Here is a 20911-nt window from a genome sequence, read left to right as displayed (position 1 = left end):
ACTGGAGGCCTGGAGCCGTTGAGAACGCCGGCCGACGCCGTGGCCCGGGTGGGGGAGTGGCAGCGGAGAGGCGTCTTCCGATCTCTGGTCCGTGCCCGCGGCGTCCCAGACGTTCCATCCGGCGCGAAGGGAAGCTTTCGTCTGCGCTGCTGTCCTCCGACGTCGCGGAACCGGCGGCGGCAGGTTGAGCGTGCTCGGCATGTTCGACGTCCGCTCCAGTCGACGGGGGCCTACCGTCATCGGCATGAACGCCGAGGCCGGCACCGTCATGTTGCCGCGGCCGTGTGGGTGACCGAGGCTGCGGTGCAGGTCACCGAGGCTGCGATGTCCTGCATCGATGCGACCGTAATGGTCACCCAGGCGACCGCGTCGGTCTTCGACGGGTCCGGGCCGACGGTCTTTCCCTGCAGGTCTCTTGACGGGATACCCGGAGCACTGGCTTGATGGCACATGGGAGCGCTCCCATCGGTTCAGTTCCGTTCCCCCCTCGTGGAAGGCCCCCACCCTTGCCTCCTGTCATCCTCCGCGGCGTGTTACGTCGCGCTACTGTCGTGTTCACCGGTCTCGCCCTGGCCGCCGGCACTCTGACCAGCACCGCGTTCGCGGTGGACTCCGCCGGTGCAGGCAGCGGTGCGGCCCTCGCGGCCCCCGCCGATCTTCCCGTCCGGGTCAACCAGCTCGGCTATCTGCCCGACGGGCCGAAGCGGGCCACCGTGGTCAGCTCGGCCACCGCTCCTCTCTCCTGGCAACTACGCGACGCCGCTGGAGCACAGGTCGCCGCGGGCACGACGACGGTGAGAGGCGCCGACCAGGCGTCCGGTCAGTCGACGCACCTGGTGGACTTCGGCGGCTACAGCGGCACAGGCTCAGGCTTCACCCTGGTCGTCGGCGGACAGGCCAGCCACCCGTTCGACATTTCTGCCGCACTGTACGACGGGCTGCGCGCCGACAGCATGTCGTTCTTCTACCAGCAGCGCAGCGGAACCGCGATCGACGCGGGCCTGACGGGCAGCGCGTACGCACGTCCCGCCGGGCACGTGGGCGTGGCGCCGAACAAGGGTGACACCAGCGTGCCGTGCCAGGCGGGCGTGTGCGACTACCGGCTGGACGTCCGCGGCGGCTGGTACGACGCGGGTGACCACGGCAAGTACGTGGTCAACGGCGGGATCGCGACCTGGCAGGTGGTCAACTCCTACGAGCGGGCACGCCGTTCGGGCGGTGACGCCGCACTCGGCGATTCGACCCTGCGGGTGCCCGAGCGCGGCAACGGGGTGCCGGACGTACTGGACGAGGCCCGCTGGGAGCTGGAGTTCCTGATGCGGATGCAGGTTCCTGTCGGCAAGCCGTCAGCCGGCATGGCCTTCCACAAGATGCACGACACCGAGTGGACCGGTCTCCCCATGCGGCCCGAACTCGACGACAAGCAGCGTGAACTGCACCGTCCGTCCACGGCTGCGACGCTGAATCTGGCGGCCACGGCCGCCCAGTGCGCTCGGGTGTACGCACCGTACGACTCCGCGTTCGCCTCCCGCTGCCTTGACGCCGCCCGCCGGGCCTGGGCAGCGGCGAAGGCCAACCCCGACACGCTCGCCCCGGCGACCGACAACGCCGGCGGCGGGGCGTACGAGGACGCGGACGTCTCGGACGAGTTCTACTGGGCCGCGGCCGAACTGCTCGCCACCACCGGCGACACGCAGTACCGGGACGCCGTGACCTCCTCTCCGCACCATGCGAGGCCCGCGGACGCGTTCTGGTGGGGCGGTACGGCCACCCTCGGGCGGATCACCCTCGCCACCGTCCCCGGGATCGCCCTGCCCGCCGACGATGTCGCCCGGGTACGCGGCCTGCTGACCGCCGCAGCCGACGGACACCTGTCCACCATGGCCGCAGGGGGCTACGCGGTGCCGATCCCCGTCACGGGCTACGGGTGGGGATCCAACAGCGCTGTCACCAACAACGCGATGACCCTCGCCGTCGCGTACGAGATCACCGGTGCACCGCGCTACCGCGCGGGAGCCCTGGAGGCGCTGGACTACCTCCTGGGGCGCAACGCCCTGGACCACTCCTACGTCACCGGCTACGGCGAGCGTGCCTCCGAGAACCAGCACCACCGCTTCTGGGCGCATCAGAACGACGCCACGCTGCCGCACCCGCCGGCCGGCTCGTTCGCCGGCGGACCGAACGCGGGGCTTGACGACCCGGTGGCGAAGGAGCGGCTGAACGGCTGTGCCCCGGCGGCCTGTTACGTGGACGACATCGGCTCGTACTCCACCAACGAGGTGGCGATCAACTGGAACTCGTCACTGGCATGGCTGGTGGCCTTCGCCGCGGAGCGGCGCGGTGCTCCGGCGACGCCCGCGGTGCAGGTGACACCCACCGCGGTGACCGTGCCTGAGGGCGGCTCCGCCGCGGTGAGCGTACGACTGTCGGCCGCGCCCGCGCAGAACGTCACGGTGACGGTGTCCCGCACGGCGGGCGACCAGGACCTCACCGCGACCGCAGGCACGCCGCTGGTTTTCACGCCCGCCAACTGGGCCGCTTCGCAGCAGGTCTCCGTGTCCGCCGCGCAGGACGGCGACACGGTCGCAGGAACTGCGACGTTCACCGCTGGCGGCACCGGGGTCTCGGCGGGCACCTTCACGGCGACCGAGGTCGAGGACGACGTCGCGCCGCCCACGGCGTCCTGTGAGGTGACGTACCGGGTCGAGAGCTCCTGGGGCAACGGCTTCACGGCCACGGTGGCCGTGAAGAACACCGGCACCTCGGCCATCTCCGGCTGGACCCTCGGGTGGACCTTCTCGGGTGACCAGAAGATCAGCAGCGCCTGGAACGCGACCGTGAGCCAGTCGGGCAGCTCCGCGACCGCCAAGGACGCCGGGTGGAACGGCGCGCTGGCGGTCGGCGCGAGCGCTTCCTTCGGGTTCCAGGCGACGTACGCGGGTACGAACGCGGCACCCACGCGGTTCACCCTGAACGGCGCGACCTGCTCCTGAGGCGCTCGGTGATCTCTCGGGGGTGCGCGGGGCCAAGGCGCCCGCGCCTCCCGGGGACACCGAGGCGCATGCGGAATTCAGGGCGGGGCCGTCGCCCTGGGATCCGCATCTGTTGCCGCCGGCTCCACAGCCGGGACCGCCACCGGCCTCGGCTGCACCGCCGATCCCGGCCCCGAGCCCGGCCCCGACCCCGACCCCGACCCCGAACTCTGGCTCTGGCTCTGGCTCTGGCTCTGGAGATGATGCTGGATCGATCAGTCAGTCCAACAGCCGGTTCCTGATGGTGGTGAGGACTTCCGTGCGACTGCGAGGGCCGTTGTCGGCGGCGATGAGGTGGTCGCCGATGCGCAGTGAGAAGGTGATCAGGCAGCGGGCCTCGACTTCGCTCTCGTCGGGGCAGAAGGCCCCGTAGAGCTCGCGCAGATAGTCCATGCGCCGGTTGTCGGCCCGGCGGAGGCGACGCGAGACTCCTTCGTCGCGCCGTGCCCAGTCACGGATCGCGAGCTCGACCCCCGCGTTGGTCACGGGCGTGCCGCCCGACCCCACGAAGTCGAAGAGGCGCCCGAGGCGCTCGCGGGCGTCGCCCCCGTCGCATTCGATCCGCTCGATGACACCCTCGGTGACCCCGCGTTCCCAGGTGTCGAGCATTTCCTCCAGCAGGCCGGCGCGGTTGCGGAAGTAGCCGTAGAAACCGCCCTTGCTGACGCCGAGCGTCTGGGCGAGGACCTCGACCCGGACGGCTTCGGGACCGCCGGCGGCAAGCGCACGCAGCCCTTCCTCGATCCACTTGTCCCGCGGCGTGCGGATCGTGCCCATCCGTGTCTCCTCTCACATGTCCCGGTCAAGTATACGGAGCCGTATGGAGGGGTCTATGCTCGATCTATACGCCACCGTATAGACAGGGATTTGCCATGAGCGATCTGCGCCTTCCCGTAACCGACCACACGTCCCGCCCCTGGCGGATCCACGAGGTCGCCGGTGACTTCCGGCTCGAGGATCTGTGGGCACTGCCGACGCCGGGCGGCCCGGACGACCTGCACCTCCTGGTGCAGCAGATGGCGGACGGCAAGGACGGTCCGGACGGTGGCAACCCCGTGGGCCGATTCCTCTTCTCGGTACGCTGGAAGCTCGGCGCGCTGCTCGGATGGGACAAGCCGGACTCGGGCGTCGGCGGCCGGGTGGAGACGCTGCGCAACCGGCTGCCGGACGACCTGCGTGAGGGGCCGCAGGGGCCGGACCTCAGCACGGCGCCCTTCACCTCGGTCTTCCAGACACACGACGAGTGGGCCGCCGAGTACGCCAACAAGACCATGCACGGCGTGATGCACATCGGCTGGGTCTCCGACGGCAAAGGCGGGTACCGCGGTCAGATGGCCGTTCTCGTGAAGCCCAACGGTCGCCTCGGCTCGCTGTACATGCTCGGCATCAAGCCCTTCCGGTACCTGGGGGTCTACCCCGCCCTGATGCGATCGATCGGCCGGGAGTGGGAAGAGAACACGGCACGCCGAGCAGCCGGCTGACGCATCCCACGCCGAGATGCGAGCCCGGCGTCTGAGCCTCTGCGCGGGGTGTGCCGGCCCGGCGCCACGCGGTGAGACGGGAGTGTCCGGGCAGTTCGGCGCGTCCGGTGGCCCCCAAGAGAGTGGGCACAGGGTCCGTGGACGAAAGTGTGCCGGCTGGGGGGCGGACGCCCAGGTGAATCGAATGGGCACCGCCATGACCGATCGCCCGCGAGCCGTTGCTGCGAACCGCGCACAAGTCGAGGCGACGAACATCGACTTGGTGGCCGAAGGACGCCTGAGCCGTCACCACCGGAGACCGACGTCGTCTTCCTGGGTGCTTCAGCTTGGTGACGGCCCGGTCAGCGGCTTCGCGTCTCCTGTACCGCTCTTCACTGCAGACGGGTGGCCGTCCGCCGCGTGAGCCTTCGCACCGGCGGGCGGCCTGGCCCGAATTCCCGCCCGGGACCATGAACCTCTGGACCGAACACCCCGGACCCACGGCGGGCCTCTCAGATCAGCCGAACAGGACTCAGCAGTTCTCGCTGATCACGCTTTCCAGGTCCGCCAGAGAGACACGGTCTTCCCCGATCTTCTTCTCCAGGTGTTCCAGGGCCTGCTTGAGGGCGCTGATCTGCGCCTGGTCCGGGTTTGCTTGCGCCTTCATCTCAGTGATCCTCTTCCTGAGCTCCTCCGCGTGCTCCTCGCTCTTCTCGATGCTCTTCTCCTGCTCCTTCGCCAGGCGCCGCATCAGCTGGCAGCCGGACTCCGCGGCCGGTGGAGGGGTCATCTCGCACTCCTTCTTCGTTGTTGCGCCCCGCCGTCGGGGCCGTTGGCGGCCAGTATGGAAGCCGACGGCCGGCCCGGACCTGGCGAAGTAGTCCGTCCGGAGCAAGGCCCGTCGGCGGGTGGCCGGCCGACGACGGCATGACGGCCCCGCGCGGCAGCGAGGTGTGCTCTGCGACGACACCGGCTGGCAGGCTGTCTCGCTCATTCCCCTGCTGGGTGGCCTGGCCGCATGACGCGGCGTGTGAACGGAGACCGGACAGCCAGAGCCATGAGGCCGGCGATGAACCCGCGGAGTAAGGCACTGGCCCGAGCCCCGTGGAGGGGCCGGGTCCGCTACGTCGACCACCGGCACCAGGTGCGGGGTGCGCCGGGGGCGAGCAGCCGGGCGGCGCAGATGCCCGAACGGCTGGGACGGGCAGGTCTCAGCCCCTCTGACCTCGCCTTATCGTTGGCCTGAGCTATTGCAGAGAGCGATCACTTCAGGAATCATTCCCCGCCGTGACCATCTCCATCGCCGTTGTACTCGGCGTGCTCCTCATCGTTCTCTACCGCGTCGTCAGAACCCCTCGTCAGGCCGACGGCTGGGTCGGAGACCACTTCCTGGCGTCCACATACGGCCTTCCGCCCCGCGAACAGCTCGACTCGCGACGCCCGGGGCCGCCCCCGCCGGAGCACCGCACGGACGAGCGGCGAGCCGTGGCACACGCCGCCTGGGAAGGGGACTGGAAGTCCGCCGAGCGGTACGTCGGTGCGGCGGGGGAGGACTGGGACGAGCGCTGGGCCCGGCTGGAACTCCTGCAGCAGGTCGCCCGGGAGGACGACGCCTGGCTCGAAGCCTGGCGCGCCGCCGAGCCCGGGAACTGCGACGCAGCCACCCTCCACGCGAGCATCATGGTCCACCGCGCCTGGGAGATCCGGGGAAGCGGATACGCCCACGAGGTCATGACCTCGGACATGGACCGCTTCCGCGCCATGCTCCCGGCCGCGATCGAGGAGGCGGAGCGGGCTGCGCTGCTCGACCCCGCGAACCCGGGCCCCTGGGTCGTCATGATCACGGCGGCGCGCGGAGCCCAGTACAAGCGGGCGCGTTTCAAGCCGCTCTGGGAGGGGCTCGTCGCTCGCGCGCCCCACCACTACGAGGGGCACTGGCAAGCCCTCCAGTACTGGTGTGCCAAGTGGTTCGGCAGCGACCGCCGAATGATGCGTTTCGCTCGACAGGCGGTCCGTAAAGCCCCGCCCGGCAGCCCGCTCGCCGGCATCTACCTGCATGCGCTGAACGAGCTCACCGAACGGCACGCCGTCGCCACGGTGCCCGTCACGCCTCTGGCTCGGAAGGTACTGAGGCAGGTCGCCGCGTCGTTCGAACACGTCGACCTCGACGACGAGCGCCTGCCGGTCCTGCGCCACCTGCTCGCCCACTACATGGTCCGGTCGATGCTGTACACGGCGGCCCTTGAGCAGTTCCGTCTGATCGGGCCGTGGTGCGGTTCCCAGCCCTGGACCAAGGACGGGCACGCGGTCATGGCCTTCGAGGCAGCCCGCGGCACGGCAGCGAAACGCTCCCGGACCCGGCCCGTCTCCACCGCGCCGGTCTACGGGATGGGCCGCTAGGTTCTGTCGTCACACCCCCGCCTGACCCCGTCAAGGAGAGCACGTCGGTGTGAGCGGTCACGGACTCCAGCAGGATCTCCATACCGTCCAGATCCAGCAGGGCGGCGCCGTCCTCGGTAAGGCTCAGCCGTCCACGCAGGACGATCACCCGATCATGCGGCATCCGAGACGCCACACTCTCCACCCCCGTCTGCGGTCCGTTCCAGGGCGACCGGACCAGATCCGAGAAGCTCGGCAGGGCGGTCAGGGCAACGGTGTTGCCGACACGTGGATCGAACTCTTCACCGAGCCCGAGAAGATCGCTCTCTACCCTTACGAGATCTGACCAGAGGTCAGCTCGTTCTGCCCCCACTGAGGGAGTGGGCGACCGCCGCTTGGCGATGAGCCGCTTCCTGGCGGGAGCGCCGGGGCCAAGGTGCCGACAGTGACGTGCACAAGTGGCGACTACGCAGCCCCCGACTTGTACCGCCAGATGGCATGCTCCATTCCGCCTCTGTCGTGTCCGAGAAGTGCGGCGGCTTCCTCGTACGCTGCGCGCAGTTGCCCGTAAGGGAGATCGGGAACGCCGGCATCTGCAGCGAAGGCGCGCAGATGTACGTCTACGGCGATCTGAGAACGGCCGACGAGATTGCCGATGTAGTCGATGCTCTTCGGGCCTACGCCCTTCACCGTGCGCAGAGTGGTGCGATTGGCCTGCAGGTCGAGCCAGGTGTGGAGATCGTCGCGGGTGTCGACCCCGTTGGCGGCCAGGAGTTCGGTGATGGCGTGAGCCGTCGCGACCTTGCGGGCATGGTTGAACTCCAGGGCGGTGGCCAGGTCCTCCCTGGCGATCCGTTCCTGGAACCCGCGGACTGTTCTCGCGTCCGGCCAGTTCGCTTGCAGCCGGACAAGCCGCGGCCGGAGGGCCGCCTCGTACCTGCACCGGGGCTGGAAGCTGACGTCGCAGATGACAGCACCCATGTGGGTCCATCCGCGGGGCTGGGCAAACGGACCAGCACCCAGGAAGCGCTGGGCGTGGTCGGCGAGCCGTTGGGCAAAGCTGGGTACGGTCACAGGCTCAGCCTTGCAGCTTGAGTCTGATTCTCCGGGCGGAATGCGCGAAACTCTCGCAAGATGGGGCGGGGAAGGCGGCGCTGCCGAGGGAGAGTTACGTGAGCGTCGGCACCGAGCATCCCCGCGTCCGATGCCGACGTCTGGGACATTGGGGTGGCGCGAGGGCGGGTGGCCGGTGTGGTTCCCGGATGGGTCGGCCCTGATTCCTAGGGTCGGGGCAGGTTCGGCAGTGGGCCGACCCGCTCAGACCTGATGGGAAGTCATGACAGGAACGACGGCCAGGGCCGAAACGCTGACGTTCACGCGTTCCCAGGAGCGTGCCATGCCCCGGTGGGTCCGTCGCCTCGCCGCCGCGGCGGGTCTCGTGGTGCTGTGCGCGCTGCCCACGACGACGGCGGGCGCGACCCCGGCCCAGGACGGTGTGCCCTCCGCGCACGCGCCCCTGTACGTGTCCGACTACGGCAACAACCGGGTCGTCGCCCTGGCCGCGAGGGGTGGCGAGCAGATGCCCGTGCCCTTCGAGGGGCTCGTACGGCCGACGGGCATGGTGGGGGACACGGCGGGTCGCCTCTACGTGTCGGACACCGGCAACAACCGCGTGGTCGTGAGGGCGGCGCGCGGGGGCGGCCAGTCCACCGTCCCCACCGAAGGTCTGTCGCGCCCGTTGGGGCTCGCCCTGGACCGGGCGGGGAACCTCTACGTCGCCGACAGTTTCAACGACCGGGTCGTGAAGGTGTCCGTGGCCGACGGTACGCAGACGACCGTACCGACCACAGGGCTGCTGCACCCCTGGGGGCTGGCGCTGGATGCCGCCGGGAACCTGTACGTCTCCGACTTCGTCAACGACCGTGTCGTCAAGGTGGCCGGTGACGGCGGCGGCCAGTCCACGATCCCCACGGCCGGCCTCTCCCAGCCGACCGGGCTGGCACTCAGCGCCGCGGGGGACCTCTACATCGCCGACAGCGGCAACAACCGCGTGGTGAAGATCGCGGAGGGCGGCGGTCAGACCACCGTCCCCACCGACGGTCTCAGCGGACCGCTCGGGCTCGTACTCGACGGCTGCGGCGGTCTGTACATCGCCGACGGCTTCAACAACCGGGTGGTCCGCGTCCCGGAGACAGGCGGCGGCCGGACGACGCTCGAGGCCGACGGTCTGAACACCCCGACGGGGCTTGCCTTTCTGCCGATGAGCACCCACCCCTGAAGCACCACGATCAGGCACCACCGAGCCGCGAGGAGGAGAGGGTTCGGCTGAGCAGCGCGGACGCTGTGCCCGCCGGTCGTCGAAGCGGAACGATCGGCGGGCCGGCGTCCATGGGTCTGGGCGGGGTGTGGGCGGGCCCCCGCGGCACGTACGGATGTCTCCAAGTGCCTCTCTTTCGGTCAAAAGGGCTGAGCGGGCGGGGCCTTGATGCAAGAGTGCAGACCTGGCTGTCCGGAACGCCGTGAGTGCCCCTCGGTCTCTGCTTCGGTGCGGGTCGTGGAGGGCGACCGGCTGACCCGAACTCGGTCGGTCCACGGTGGTTGAAGCCGCCACAGGGGCAGGCCCGGCCGGAACGCGCCCATGGGACGAACGAGGGGGATCGACCGTATTCATGTGGAGTGGAAAAGGGGGAGGCCGGCGGGTTCGACAGAACGCCAGTGCCTCGGGCCGCGCCCAGGTGATTCAAGTGGCGGGGGACTACGTCACGACCACGCCGCTTCCTCTGGCCCCGCCCCGGCGGAGCCTCGTTCCCGGCGTCGTGACGGCGCTCGGAATCTGCGCGATCGCGGCCCTGCCCCTCGGCAGCCTCATGGGTCTTCCTCTCGCGTGGGGCGTTGTCGCTGCGCTGGTGCCGGCCGCTGCCGGCCTGGCGGTGGCGCGGTCCGCCCGGAGACAGGCGGACCGGGCGGGCGAATCGAACTTCTGGGCGTCCGCGCTGGCGGCCGAGGTGACAGCGGTGGAGACCGCGCAGCGGGCGCAGTTGACCGGAGAGGGGGTGCACCGGATCAACCTGTCCTTCCGGGTGGTGCGAGCCGGCGAGGACGACGCCCCCGTCACCGAAGCGAATGGGCGGCTGACCGGCGTCCTCACGCTCTTCCGAGCGTTGTCGCCCCAGCGGCTTGTCATCACCGGGGCGGCGGGTTCGGGTAAGTCGACCTTGGCGACGGAGCTGTCGCTCGGTCTGCTGGGCACCGACCCCGACGGCCCGGTGCCCGTCAGGATCAGCCTGACCTCTTGGGACACCACCACTCCCTTCGAGGAGTGGCTCGCGCAGGAGGTCCGTTCCCAGCTACCGCCCAAGGTGCTCTCCCTGAGGACGGCCCGCGGACTGGTGGCGCGCCGTCGCGTCCTTCCCGTTCTTGACGGGCTCGACGAGATGGACACGGGTTCCACCGCCCCGCTGCGTCTCCGTGCCGCCAGAGCGATGGAGGCCATCAACCTCTACCAGGACGCCCGCGGTCCGGCGCCGCTGGTCGTGACATGCCGCTCGGACGCGTACGACGAACTCGCAGCGGCGGGGATCCGTGTCCGGGGCGCCGCACACCTGACCCTGGAATCGCTCACGCTGGGCCAGGCACGCGTGTACCTGAAGTCCCGTGGGGCGGACCTGCGCCGGTGGGAGCCCCTGCTGAGGTTGCGGCGGCGCCCGCAGAGCGACCAGCCGGTCTTCTCCGTCCTGTCCACGCCCTGGCTCCTCAATCTTGCGATGACCGCGTACGAGGAGAGGGATCCGCAGACCCTTGCGCATCCGAGGGACCCCTCCGAACTGCTGCGGTTCTCCGACGCGAACGCCCTGCGGGACCACCTCTTGGCCCTGTACCTCCCCGCCCTCACCAGGCAGCACCCGGTGCGTCCGGACCGCTACGACGCGCGGGACGTCCACAGGTGGCTCTCGGTGCTGTCCCGCCATCTGGACCGCCCCGCCTCCGACGGAGAGGACGGTCACCGGTCCGACATCCTTCTGCACGAACTGTGGCCGTCGGCGGGGCAGCGGCTGGTCAGGAGTGCTGATCTGCTCCTGACCGCCGTCCATGCGGCAGTGGCTGTCTGGCTGTACTTCCGGGCCTTCGAGGATCGAATGATCCCCTACAGCACCACTTTCGCCCTGCTGGTGTTCACGACGTGGTTGCTGGTGCGGTCCGCCCGGAACGAGTCGCCCGCCCCCACGGTCCCGCCCACGTTTCGCGGCCGATCCCCGATGGCCCGACGGAAGTTGAGGAAGGAGTTCGTCAGAGGAGGCGTACTGGGGGCCTCTCTGGGATTCGTCTACTTCTCCTGGCGGTACGCAGCGTACGAGTACGGGCTCCCCATCTCGGTGTTCGGAGCGGCGTGGTGGGGGGTCGTGTGTGGTGCGGTGTGGGTGTGGGTGTCGGGTAAGGAGCAACAGAAGAGCGAAAGACAGCGCCGTCTCACCGACCCGTGGAAGCCGATGGTCTTCGAGACCGCGGTGGTCGTCGCGGGCAGCATGCTCGCTTCGGTCGTCCTGGTCCTCCTCGGAGGCGTGGCTGCCGCCTTCTGCATCATCCTGTGCCAGTTGGCTGCATGTGTCGGAAGGCGGTTCCTCGTCTTCCTCCTGTGCGCGGGGGCTCGACGACGTCTCCCGGCCGAGCTGGTGGAGTTCCTGCGATGGGCGAGGGCGGGAGGGATGCTCCGCCAGGCAGGAATCGCCTACCGGTTCCGGCACCAGGAACTGCAGGAGTGGCTGGCCCGCCACCCCCGGCACCCGGACGAAGGCACCTGACGCCGGGTGGCCTGGGTACGGCCCTGGTGGCGGCGCCCCTCGGTGTGGCGACGACGGCGGTGGCGGCCGGACAGCGAGGTCGGTGGAATCGCACGGCCCGCACGCTCCTCACCCTCATCGCACTGGCCCGCCCCGCCGCGGTAGGCATGCTCCTGCTGTACCACTTGGTGGCGCCGGTCAAGGAGTGTCGTCCCGTACCCCGAGCGCGTACCGGAGCCGACCGTCCTTCATATAGGCCAGGTGCGTGTTGTCCTTGTCGCAGACGAGGGAAGGCCAGGCGCCGCCCTCGGCGTCGACCGTCTGCGTGCTCCACCTGCCGGCTGCGTCTCCGTGCATCGCCCGCTTGGCCAGCTTCAGCTGCCCGTCGCCGTAGGCGACGCACAGCTCCGCACGCCAGTTCAACTCCGCAGACGGGGATGTGTTCTGTGCGAGCCCTGTGGCGACCGTCTCCTTGACGGTCGGGGAGGCGAAGGGCCGCAGCCACGCCTTGAGTTCTCCCGTCTCGCCGTTCCAGTACACGACGCAGACGTCCCCCTCGCCGTGCCCGGCCAGAGAGGCGTTCTTTCCGGACGAACCCGCCTCGTCGATGACCTCGTGGGTCCACTCGCCGTTGAACACCGTGGCCAGTTTGAGCTGCCTCCGTCCCATGCCTTCGCTCGTCTCCAGCTCGTCGAAGTAGGCGATGCGCAGCCCTTCACCGCTGCTGAACGCCAGCGAGTTGTAGAGCCCGGTGGTACGGATCGGAAGGTCGTCGAGTACCCGCACATGGTCTCGCCACGTGCCGCCGATCTTGGTGGCGTAGCACAGGGCCTGCGTCGAGAAGGTGTCCCGAAAAGCGATGTGCGGCGTGTCACGCATGCTTTCGTCGTGCTTGCCGGGGTGCACTTGCATGGAGATGTCCATGACCGACCGAGGGAAGAGCCCTCCTGAAGTCGGCACGTGCTCGCGGTTCCAGGCCCCGTCCGCCTTCACGATGTAACCCAGGTGGCCGGTGGAGGGATCGCGATAGGCGATGTGGGCGTTCCCCAGCGAGTCCACCCAGAACGGAACGCGATTCGCCTCGGTCGGGGAGACGGCGCCCGTGTCCTCCACCGTCCATCCCGCGGATCGTCTGCGTGCCAGCATGATGTTGCCCACGGGTCGGTGCGCGACATAGGCGATCTGGGGAGTTCCATCCCGGTCGAGAGCCAGACAGATGTTGCCGACCAGTCCCCCCACATCATCAACCGTTTCAAAGGTGAAATTCTCAACCATAAGGACACCCGCCCTCATCAAGGACACTCGGCCTGGGGGACGCCGCCGGCGACTGCCTCCGTTCCAGGCTAGCCCCGTCGCGGCGTAGCCTCTCGTCGGCGGGCGTCATGTCCCTCAGCGGCCTAGCGTGGAAGACATGGCTGTCACATTCCAAGCGGAGACGGTGGACTCGTCCTCGGTGCAGGGACAGCTCACCCTCCTCGTCACCAAGACCGGTATTCCGCACATCGTCCACACGAGCCCCGAGGGCCGCATCCGCTACGCGCACAAAGGCGGCGGTGGCTGGGTCCAGGAGGAACTGCCGTCCGGCGCGGAGTCCACAGGCGGGGACGACCGCGTCTGCCTGGCCCTGGACTCCCAGGAGAAACCCCATGTCGCCTTCCGCGATCGGCAGAACGATCACCTCGTCTACGGTGTGAAGAACGGGACATGGAAGTTCGAGGAAGTGCCGACCCAAGGCGGAATCAACCCGCGGGGCGCCCAGCACATCTCACTGCGCCTGCATCCGGGCCGCTTCGACAGCGGGCTCAGAGACACGCCGCACCTCTCCTACCACGACCTCTTCCACCCGAGGCTGGCCTACATCGCGAAGACGCCCGAAGACGGTCGACTGAACGTGGAAGGGGCACGTGGAAGAAGTCGACTATCCCGGCGATCCTCACGACGCGGGCCTGCACAGCTCCCTCGTGTTCGACGCCGACGACACGATCAGCATCGCCTACTTCGACGACCGTGCAGACACGTACCAGCGCCCCAAGCTCGCGGTGCGAGGCGAGTCGGCGTGGGCGAAGGAACTCCTCGACGGGACCACGGCCCGTGGCGAGTTCGCCTCCATGGTCCCCGGACTCGTCGGCCGTGACGCCATCGGCTACTACGACGTCGAGAACGGGGAGATCGCCGTGTGGATCCGCGACCGGGCCGAGCCCCCGGCGCGCAAAGAGGTGGTGGCGACCGACGTACCCCGCGGCGCCAAGCAACGTGACGACTCTCGACACAACGACCGTCGCCTGGCCGTCCCTGGCGTACGACCAGACCGGTGCGGCCCACCTCGCCTGGGTGAGCGGAGGCGTCCTCAAGTACGCCCGCGGAACGGAGTAGCAGCAGCCCTTCGGCCTGCCCCTCGTCGTCCAGGCGTGTGTGGTCGTCCAGGCCCCCGACCTGTGCGTCCGCCCACCCCTCCGGCCGGATCTCTCCGGGGTGCCCGATGCGCTGCGGGAGCTGACTGCGGCCTTCCTGGCCAAGGATCCGGCAGATCGGCCGAGCCGCAGGAGCGGGAGGAGACGCGGTACCGCTCCCTGGGACCCTGGCTACCGCTGGACGTACTGACTCGGCTCGGACAGGAGGCCTCCAGCTCCTCGACCAGGAGGACCCGCACACCCGGATGAGTCCGGTCGGGGTCGCCGCGCTCGACGCGGACCCGGTCGCCGAGGCGATGACCGAGGGCCCGACCCGGCTGCTGGACCCGCCCACTGCCGCCGATCAGGCGGAGCAGGCTTCCCCGAGCCTTGACCGCGATGCAGGAGGCCAAAGTCCGCAGCTGACACTGCCCGGGTCGGCCGGTAGCCGCCCTCAAGGCGCCCTACGCATTCGGCCACCGCGCAGCGTCCGCCCAGAACGTGGTCCGCCCCTCATCGAGGCCGCGACCGGCCCCGCACGTCGGCCGCAGGCGGCTCTGGCATGCTCGCCCACGTGACTCATGACAGAGATGGCGCACGGTCCTTCGCGACCGCGCGGGTACCAGCCGAATTCGGTGCGGGCGCGCGGACAGGCGCTCCCGGCGTCGAGCATGCGATGGCCGAGAGCGGGACGCTCTGCGGCATCCCGGAGCGCCGGATCACGCGGTACTTGCACCTCTTCGAACCGGGAGAACGGCAGGGGTGTCGGGAATGCAGCCAACGAGTCGAAGCGGCCCCGACGAAACCGTGCGCTGAAGAACGGCTTCACGAGAGGGTCCAGGCCGCCGATCCAGGACCGGCCCGCGACGACCTCCTCGCTGTCCTGCGTAAGGGAGCGGAGGTGGGTCTGTGGATACACGGTCCCGCCGCGAACTTGGCCAGACACTACGCATGCCTCGACTCGCTGACAGAGGGGGTCGAGCCCGCTGTCGAGGCCTTCGACACCAGCACAACCATCGGGCTGGCCCGCGTCGAAGACGGAGCCTGGTGCTTCATCGTTGTACTGCCCGAGGACGACGGCCGCCCGCTCGTCGCACGCGGGCCCCGCACTCTCGGCTGACAACAGCCAAGGCATCTGAGTCGCGCTCGCAGCCGACGACGGTCGCAGGGCGGTCCTGGGCGAGGTCGGGCAGGCAGGCAGGCGACTCAGCCTCGTCGGCGGCCGGTCAGCGCTGTCAGCCACAGCCTCCGCCGAAACCACCTCCCGCCGCGCCGCTGCCCGTGTCGTGACCGCGGTCGCCGCGGTCGTCGTCGAGGGCTTTGCCCATACGGGTCAGAGCGCGCCCGAGACCGTCGGGGACAGAGGGGGCGCCCAGCGGCCCGCGTCGGACGGAGCCAGAGGCAAGGCGTCGCCGCCCGGCGCGGGTGGGCTTCCGTCGCCGGGCGCGCACCAGGCGCAGAGAGACGAGGTGGCCGGCGAGTTCGTCGACTTCGGAGGAGTGCCTGACAGCCTCGACCACCTCCCTCACCGGTTTGGCTACGCGGGCAGGCGGCGATGACGGAGAGTTCCACCAGGTGTTCGAGGAACTCCTCCGCAATGACGCGCAGGCGGGCGGCCCCCCAAGGACAGCATCCCGCGCTCGGCGAGCAGGACCACCGCACACTCCGCCACCCGTAGACCCCCGCCGGCGAGGTAGGCGTACTGGTACGGGTCCAGGTCCTCGACGCCGCTGTCCGGTTCTTCGCGCCGGAACATCCGTGTCATCGCGCGTTCGCCTCCCTCCCTCAGGCCGCTTCGTCAGACGGGCGTCGCCCGCATGGTCTCGCCGACGCTGCCGTTCTGGCGTCTCGGCGGCGAGTTCGGCCCGAATCCCGTCGAGACACCGTTCGGGATCGTGGCACCCTGTACGGCATGACGACCAACCGAAAGGCCCATGCCGCGTAGACGGCCAGGACGCATCCGGGACGGGATCCCGGACCGGCGCCAGTCACAGAACGCACGGCCTGTCATCGACCGCCTCTCCCCGCGCACACTGTCCGAGATCGTTCGCCTCGAACGCACGCGGAACTATCTCCAGCCGGGTGACATCGGCGCGGCATTGTGTCTGTGGAGGGACTACGTCCGCCGGCCCGAGCGCGAGCTGTGGCACGACGACGAGTTCGGCAACGTGCATGAGTACTGCTGCGGCAACCCCTACGAAGGTCGTGCTCTGCTCGACGGCGCGATGCAAGCGATGTCGCAGCGGGGTGCCCGTGAGTTCCGCAAGATCATCGGAGAGCTCGATGCCTTGATGGGCGGTCCAGCCGACCCCACCGCAGTCCACCGACCGTGATCAACTCGGAGTACTGCGCTTCCTGCTTCGTGAGACTCCGGACGATGGCCAAGCTGGCAGCAGCACGCTCCGCCCCCGCCGCGACCTGAGCCGACCGGCACGACGCTTCCTGGGCACGCCTGCAATGGGCAACGCCTGGACACCGCCCCGCACCCCAGGTCAGCCTCCGGAGGCGTGCGGAGCTTTGACCGGCAACCAGGATGCCTACTGACCAGTGCGGCCCGGATGCCGATCAAGCACGGTCCGGTGAGGGCGTAGGCGCTACCAGATGCCGTGCTCGAGCTCTTCGAGGGAGAGGTTCCACTGGGAGTCCTCGTCCTCGAACGGAGTGGGGTCGAAGGCTTCGACGGCTTTGCGGAACCGGGTGGCAAGTTCCTCGGGGTCGACGTCGTCTTCGTGGTCGTTCTCGAGTTTCCTGAGTTCGACGAGGGCGAAGACGAGCGATTCGATGTCGCGGTGGAGCGCGATGTAGTCGACTGTGCCTTCGGGGAAGGCGTAGATCGTGCCTGACTTCGGGTCGAGTGCGAGCAGCGAGGTGAACAGGTATCCCAGGCTCCACCATGAGCGGCTCTCGCGGGGGCAGTGCAGGCCGTAGTGGTCGAACCGGCTGCCGAGCGTGATCGCGTCGACGTCCGGGCCGTAGGGGTCTTCGATGTCCATGCGGGAGCTGAACACCTCGGAGTTCGGAAGTCCCACGGTGCTCAGGAAGGTGGCGGTGCGCGTGTCAAGGGCGTCGAGGTGGCAGTGCGGGAAGTACGTGACGCCATGCAGCCCGTAGACGGCGGTCACGTTCTGACGAGATACGGTGAAGTCCATCTTCCAGCAGCCCTCGTTCCGATCTGTGCTCTGTGCATCCTTCCAGAGCCTGTCGCGATAGTTCTGGGTGCAGCCACACATCGACGTCCGATTGCCGCCAGCGCGCCTTGACGGGGTTGACCATGCTGGCGGCATGACGAATCCATTGACGACGGACTCGGTGGCCGTCCTCACCGGCATGTACGCGGCCGAGGCGGAGTACCTCGCCGCAGGAGGTCCGGGGGAGGCTCCGTTCGATCTGCTTGCCCCGTTCTTCGCGCCCGATGTCGTGCTTCACCAAGCCGACGCTCTGCCCTATGGCGGCACCTGGCGTGAGCATGCGGGTATGGAGCAGTTCTTCCTCGCGATGAGCCGGACATGGGAATCGTTCGACATGGTCGAGCAGAAGTTCCTCCACACCGGCGAGACCGCGGTAGTACTCACCGACGTCCGTGCTCGCGCACGTGCGACCGGCTGGGAACTCGCCTTTCCGATCCTGCAGACCATCACGATCAAGGACGGGACGATCGCCGAGGTCCGCCCCTTCTATTGGGACACCGCCGCCATCGCCCAGGCCTGCGCAGGACCGGTGGGCACCGTTGGAGATCATCGGTAAGGCCACGGGCCACAGGTCACAGCCACTCGTCGACGGCCGCTACGAGGCGACCGTCTGGTCGCGGTCCTTGACGAGTGGCTGTGATGGACGCGCTGCTGGGACCATCAGCCGGTGAACTCGGAACTCCCCGCCGGATGGACGTTCAAGCGTGTGCGCGCTCTTTCCGGAGACCGGAATGCCGCCCTGCTCTCCTTCGATCGGCGCGTAGTCGTCGAGGTGGGCGGTCAGGGCGACTACGAGCCGCTCCGGCCCGATGCGATTCCTGCGTTCCGCGAGTTGTGTCTCGTGCGAGACGACGGCGAGTGACCCATGGGGCAGCTCGACGGAAAAGGCTCGGTGATCTGCCGGGCCTCCTACGGATCCGACCTGGCCGAGGCCATTCGCAGTCTCTGAACGGCACCCCGCGTTCATCAGCCACGTTCGCAACGGATCCCGGTTGCGACCCTGATCGGCCACCGCCGCTCGGCGATCCCGTTTACGGCCTGAGCCGGTTCTGCTGAACGTCGAAGCAGACCAACCCCTTGGACTCCGCGACCTCCGCCGCGTAGGCCGAGGCCTCTTCGGCCATGCTCCACTGCATGGGGAAGTAGATCAGCGGACCTTTGGCTTCGCCGATCAATGGCCCCGTCGCCCAGGGCGAAGTGTCCTCGTCGTCCTCGGTGAGGTCGCACCACCGCTCAAGGAGCACGGCGACGTAGGCCGCTATGCGTGGGGACGGAGGTCCTTCCACCTCGCTGTCGATGTAGCGGTCGTACAGGTCGTTGAAGACCTGGCCGGCGATCTTGTCGTCGACCGGCTTCTCGCCTTCCCAGACAGCAAGGTCGTAGCTCATACCAGGAGGCTCTCATGCGGCTCTGACAGCATGGGAAACGACCTCTTACTGTCGGTCCTGAGTGCCGCACGCACCGATGGAACTCGATGGCAGCACCTTGTGGAATTGTGCGAGTCTCCCTCTTCCAGATGCGAGGAAACCCAGATGCGACCGAGAAGAATGTGATGACCCGCGACGACGCTCTCAAGCAACTCAGCCACATCGCGCGCGAGAGGGCGTTCGGCAGGCACGTCGGGTCCGACCGGATTGTCCAGGCTGGGCTGGACGCGCTGATCGCCGGGGTCGAGAGTCCCTCCCTCGCCATGCTGGCCGGTCTGCTTCGGCGCGAAGAGCCCGAGGCCCCGGACCTCTTCAACCAGGTGCTCGAGGAGTTGGGGCTGCTCTTCCATCCGCCCGCTGACCCTCGGGCCGCGAAATGGGCCATGGCCTACTGGGTCGCCGGTCAGATCGCTGACGGATCCCTGGATCCAGCCGTCGGCACCCATCACATCTGGGCGGACATCGCCTATGACCTCGGCTACCCCGTAGAGCTGAAACCCCTCGTCCAATGCGCGCACGACCTGGACGGCTGGGAGGAGAGCTGGGGAGTCTCCATCGAGGAACTCAACAAGGAAGCGGTTGAGGCCGCGAAGCAGTTCCTCAGCAGGGGACCGGTAGCCGAGGCGGAGGCCTGACCACGAGCCCGTACCGGCCAGCGGCAGTTGGCGCCCGCGAGCTGTCTCGTCGCTCAGCGCGCCCTGGCCACAGAACGTGAGCCGGAACTGCAAGAGGTGATCGAAGCCAGTGGACGGGGTCGCGAGCGGATCGTGGAGAGCGGCAGTGCTGTGGTTGCCTGTTTGTCGCCTGCTGCCTGATTCTGCGGTTGGTTCCCGTGGCCGCCCGTAGGGGCCGCCTCCGGGGGCCGGCGGCGCGGTCGGAGGGCCTCGGGGTCGAGGGTGGGTACGGGCCGGTGGGCCCGGCCCGAGACCGGCTGTCTCGCGCGCCGCGGTGGGCGTATGGGGGGCCGGCGTGGGTAGCCGCCCGTGTAGTCGTCGTCCCCTGGCGACGGTTCCCGGGCTGCGGCGAAGGAGGAAGGTGCGGAACGATGACCGGTGACGGCTCGTACGAGCGCGACCGCACGTACATCACGACCCGGATCACGGCCGACGGGCGGGACGGCTATCCCGTGGAGCCCGGTCGTTACCGTCTGATCATCGCCCGTGCCTGTCCGTGGGCGAACCGCAGCGCGATCGTGCGGCGCCTGATGGGCCTGGAGGACGCACTCTCCATGGGGATCGCCGGGCCCCTGCACGACGAGCGCAGTTGGGCCTTCCACCTGGACCCCGGCGGCCGGGACCCCGTCCTCGGCATCGAAAGGCTGCAGGAGGCGTTCCTGCGGCGCGAACCGGGCTATCCGAGCGGTATCACCGTGCCCGCGATCGTCGACATCCCCACCGGGCGAGTGGTGACCAACGACTTCGAGCGGATCACGCTCGACCTGGGCAGCGAGTGGGCGGCCCATCAGAGGGACGGCGCACCGGACCTTTATCCGGAGAGATGGCGCGACGAGATCGACGACGTGGCCGACAAGGTGTACCAGGACGTCAACAACGGCGTATACGAGTGCGGGTTCGCCGGCAGTCAGGAGGCGTACGACACGGCGTACCGAAAGCTGTGGGCGCGGATGGACTGGCTGGAGGAAAGGCTCAGAGGTCGACGCTATCTGGTCGGCGACACCGTCACCGAGGCCGACGTCCGCCTCTTCCCGACTCTCGTGCGCTTCGACGCCGTTTACCACGGCCACTTCAAATGCAACCGGCAGAAACTCAGCGAACTACCGGCCATGTGGGGCTACGCGCGGGACCTGTTCCAGACGCCCGGCTTCGGTGACACGATCGACTTCGCGCAGATCAAGGCGCATTACTACGTCGTCCATCACGACATCAATCCGACGGGGATCATTCCCCGGGGCCCGGGCACCAGCGGCTGGCTGTCGCCGCACGGGCGGGAACAGCTCGGCGGTCACCCGTTCGGCGACGGGACCCCACCCGGACCGCCGCCCCCGTCGGAGCGCGTGGCATCGCTCGGCTCGGAAGATGTCGATGTTTGAAGTCAAACCGATGGTGTAGAAGCATGTGGAGAAGATGAGATTCACAGGAATTCCGTCCCCTCGCCCGACCGGGAGGAGATGCCAGTGAAATTCGGCGTGGGCCGACACGGATGCGGCCGCGGCAGACGCCGGGCGTTCGCCCGGTGGACACCGCGGGCCCTCGTCCGCCGAAGCCTGGTTCGACTGACGAAATGGGAGCTCCGCTTG

Annotated in this window: 18 protein-coding genes; 12 read left to right on the top strand and 6 right to left on the bottom strand. The window is 68.9% G+C overall.

All coding sequences use genetic code 11. The features are described from left to right. Positions 1-530 precede the first annotated feature (530 nt). Positions 531-2993 carry a glycoside hydrolase family 9 protein gene (locus ACZ4XX_RS24280; RefSeq protein ID WP_468509967.1) on the top strand — a complete coding sequence of 821 codons (2463 nt, stop codon included), beginning with the start codon at positions 531-533 and terminating at the stop codon, positions 2991-2993. A 258-nt stretch (positions 2994-3251) separates the two neighbouring features. Here ACZ4XX_RS24280 and ACZ4XX_RS24275 read toward each other — a convergent pair whose 3' ends face one another. Continuing rightward, positions 3252-3809 carry a TetR family transcriptional regulator gene (locus tag ACZ4XX_RS24275; protein ID WP_468509966.1) on the bottom strand — a complete coding sequence of 186 codons (558 nt, stop codon included), beginning with the start codon at positions 3807-3809 and terminating at the stop codon, positions 3252-3254. A 95-nt stretch (positions 3810-3904) separates the two neighbouring features. On the opposite strand from ACZ4XX_RS24275, the gene ACZ4XX_RS24270 reads away from it, so the two are divergent. Further along, the gene (locus ACZ4XX_RS24270) at positions 3905-4513 is read left to right on the top strand and encodes a DUF2867 domain-containing protein (protein WP_468509965.1); all 609 of its coding nucleotides are present in this window, start codon (positions 3905-3907) and stop codon (positions 4511-4513) included. 511 nt (positions 4514-5024) lie between these two features. Here ACZ4XX_RS24270 and ACZ4XX_RS24265 read toward each other — a convergent pair. Beyond that, positions 5025-5282 carry a hypothetical protein gene (locus ACZ4XX_RS24265; protein WP_468509964.1) on the bottom strand — a complete coding sequence of 86 codons (258 nt, stop codon included), beginning with the start codon at positions 5280-5282 and terminating at the stop codon, positions 5025-5027. A 497-nt stretch (positions 5283-5779) separates the two neighbouring features. Between ACZ4XX_RS24265 and ACZ4XX_RS24260 the strand changes: the two genes are divergently transcribed. Together ACZ4XX_RS24260 and ACZ4XX_RS24255 are read left to right on the top strand one after the other, a co-directional pair. After that, positions 5780-6892 carry a hypothetical protein gene (locus ACZ4XX_RS24260; protein WP_468509963.1) on the top strand — a complete coding sequence of 371 codons (1113 nt, stop codon included), beginning with the start codon at positions 5780-5782 and terminating at the stop codon, positions 6890-6892. A 49-nt stretch (positions 6893-6941) separates the two neighbouring features. Continuing rightward, the gene (locus ACZ4XX_RS24255) at positions 6942-7217 is read left to right on the top strand and encodes a hypothetical protein (protein ID WP_468509962.1); all 276 of its coding nucleotides are present in this window, start codon (positions 6942-6944) and stop codon (positions 7215-7217) included. A gap of 119 nt (positions 7218-7336) precedes the next feature. Here the strand turns inward: ACZ4XX_RS24255 and ACZ4XX_RS24250 are convergent, their stop codons facing one another. Next, positions 7337-7945: a hypothetical protein gene (locus tag ACZ4XX_RS24250; RefSeq protein WP_468509961.1), complete on the bottom strand. Its 609-nt coding sequence runs from the start codon at positions 7943-7945 to the stop codon at positions 7337-7339. Positions 7946-8267: 322 nt separating this feature from the next. On the opposite strand from ACZ4XX_RS24250, the gene ACZ4XX_RS24245 reads away from it, so the two are divergent. Then, positions 8268-9149, top strand: coding sequence for an SMP-30/gluconolactonase/LRE family protein (locus ACZ4XX_RS24245; protein WP_468509960.1), 882 nt, complete (start codon positions 8268-8270; stop codon positions 9147-9149). 538 nt (positions 9150-9687) lie between these two features. Continuing rightward, positions 9688-11670, top strand: a complete 1983-nt coding sequence (locus ACZ4XX_RS24240; RefSeq protein WP_468509959.1) for an NACHT domain-containing protein — start codon at positions 9688-9690, stop codon at positions 11668-11670. Between the two features lie 177 nt (positions 11671-11847). Here the strand turns inward: ACZ4XX_RS24240 and ACZ4XX_RS24235 are convergent, their stop codons facing one another. Beyond that, positions 11848-12888 carry a hypothetical protein gene (locus tag ACZ4XX_RS24235; protein ID WP_468509958.1) on the bottom strand — a complete coding sequence of 347 codons (1041 nt, stop codon included), beginning with the start codon at positions 12886-12888 and terminating at the stop codon, positions 11848-11850. A gap of 1713 nt (positions 12889-14601) precedes the next feature. Between ACZ4XX_RS24235 and ACZ4XX_RS24230 the strand changes: the two genes are divergently transcribed. Both ACZ4XX_RS24230 and ACZ4XX_RS24225 read left to right on the top strand, forming a co-directional pair. Beyond that, a complete protein-coding gene (locus tag ACZ4XX_RS24230; RefSeq protein ID WP_468509957.1) occupies positions 14602-15159 on the top strand; it encodes a hypothetical protein in 558 nt (185 codons plus the stop codon). 814 nt (positions 15160-15973) lie between these two features. Next, complete coding sequence (locus tag ACZ4XX_RS24225) at positions 15974-16372, top strand: hypothetical protein (RefSeq protein WP_468509956.1); 399 nt, start codon at positions 15974-15976, stop codon at positions 16370-16372. A gap of 261 nt (positions 16373-16633) precedes the next feature. Here the strand turns inward: ACZ4XX_RS24225 and ACZ4XX_RS24220 are convergent, their stop codons facing one another. Continuing rightward, on the bottom strand, positions 16634-17188 hold the full coding sequence (locus ACZ4XX_RS24220) for an SUKH-4 family immunity protein (RefSeq protein ID WP_468509955.1): 555 nt from the start codon (positions 17186-17188) through the stop codon (positions 16634-16636). Positions 17189-17321: 133 nt separating this feature from the next. On the opposite strand from ACZ4XX_RS24220, the gene ACZ4XX_RS24215 reads away from it, so the two are divergent. After that, entirely contained in the window at positions 17322-17783 is a 462-nt protein-coding gene (locus ACZ4XX_RS24215; RefSeq protein ID WP_468509954.1) for a nuclear transport factor 2 family protein, read from the top strand. A 111-nt stretch (positions 17784-17894) separates the two neighbouring features. After that, entirely contained in the window at positions 17895-18089 is a 195-nt protein-coding gene (locus ACZ4XX_RS24210; RefSeq protein ID WP_468509953.1) for a hypothetical protein, read from the top strand. Positions 18090-18258: 169 nt separating this feature from the next. Here ACZ4XX_RS24210 and ACZ4XX_RS24205 read toward each other — a convergent pair whose 3' ends face one another. Further along, positions 18259-18615 carry a hypothetical protein gene (locus ACZ4XX_RS24205; protein WP_468509952.1) on the bottom strand — a complete coding sequence of 119 codons (357 nt, stop codon included), beginning with the start codon at positions 18613-18615 and terminating at the stop codon, positions 18259-18261. Between the two features lie 164 nt (positions 18616-18779). Here ACZ4XX_RS24205 and ACZ4XX_RS24200 point away from each other — a divergent pair, with 164 nt between their 5' ends. Then, positions 18780-19289, top strand: a complete 510-nt coding sequence (locus tag ACZ4XX_RS24200) for a hypothetical protein (protein ID WP_468509951.1) — start codon at positions 18780-18782, stop codon at positions 19287-19289. A gap of 410 nt (positions 19290-19699) precedes the next feature. Further along, entirely contained in the window at positions 19700-20704 is a 1005-nt protein-coding gene (locus ACZ4XX_RS24195; RefSeq protein ID WP_468509950.1) for a glutathione S-transferase family protein, read from the top strand. The last annotated feature ends 207 nt before the right edge of the window (positions 20705-20911 follow it).

Source organism: Streptomyces sp. NPDC029956, from assembly GCF_055574655.1.
Note: the sequence above shows the minus strand (reverse complement) of the source record. Positions and strands in the feature narration are given on the sequence as shown.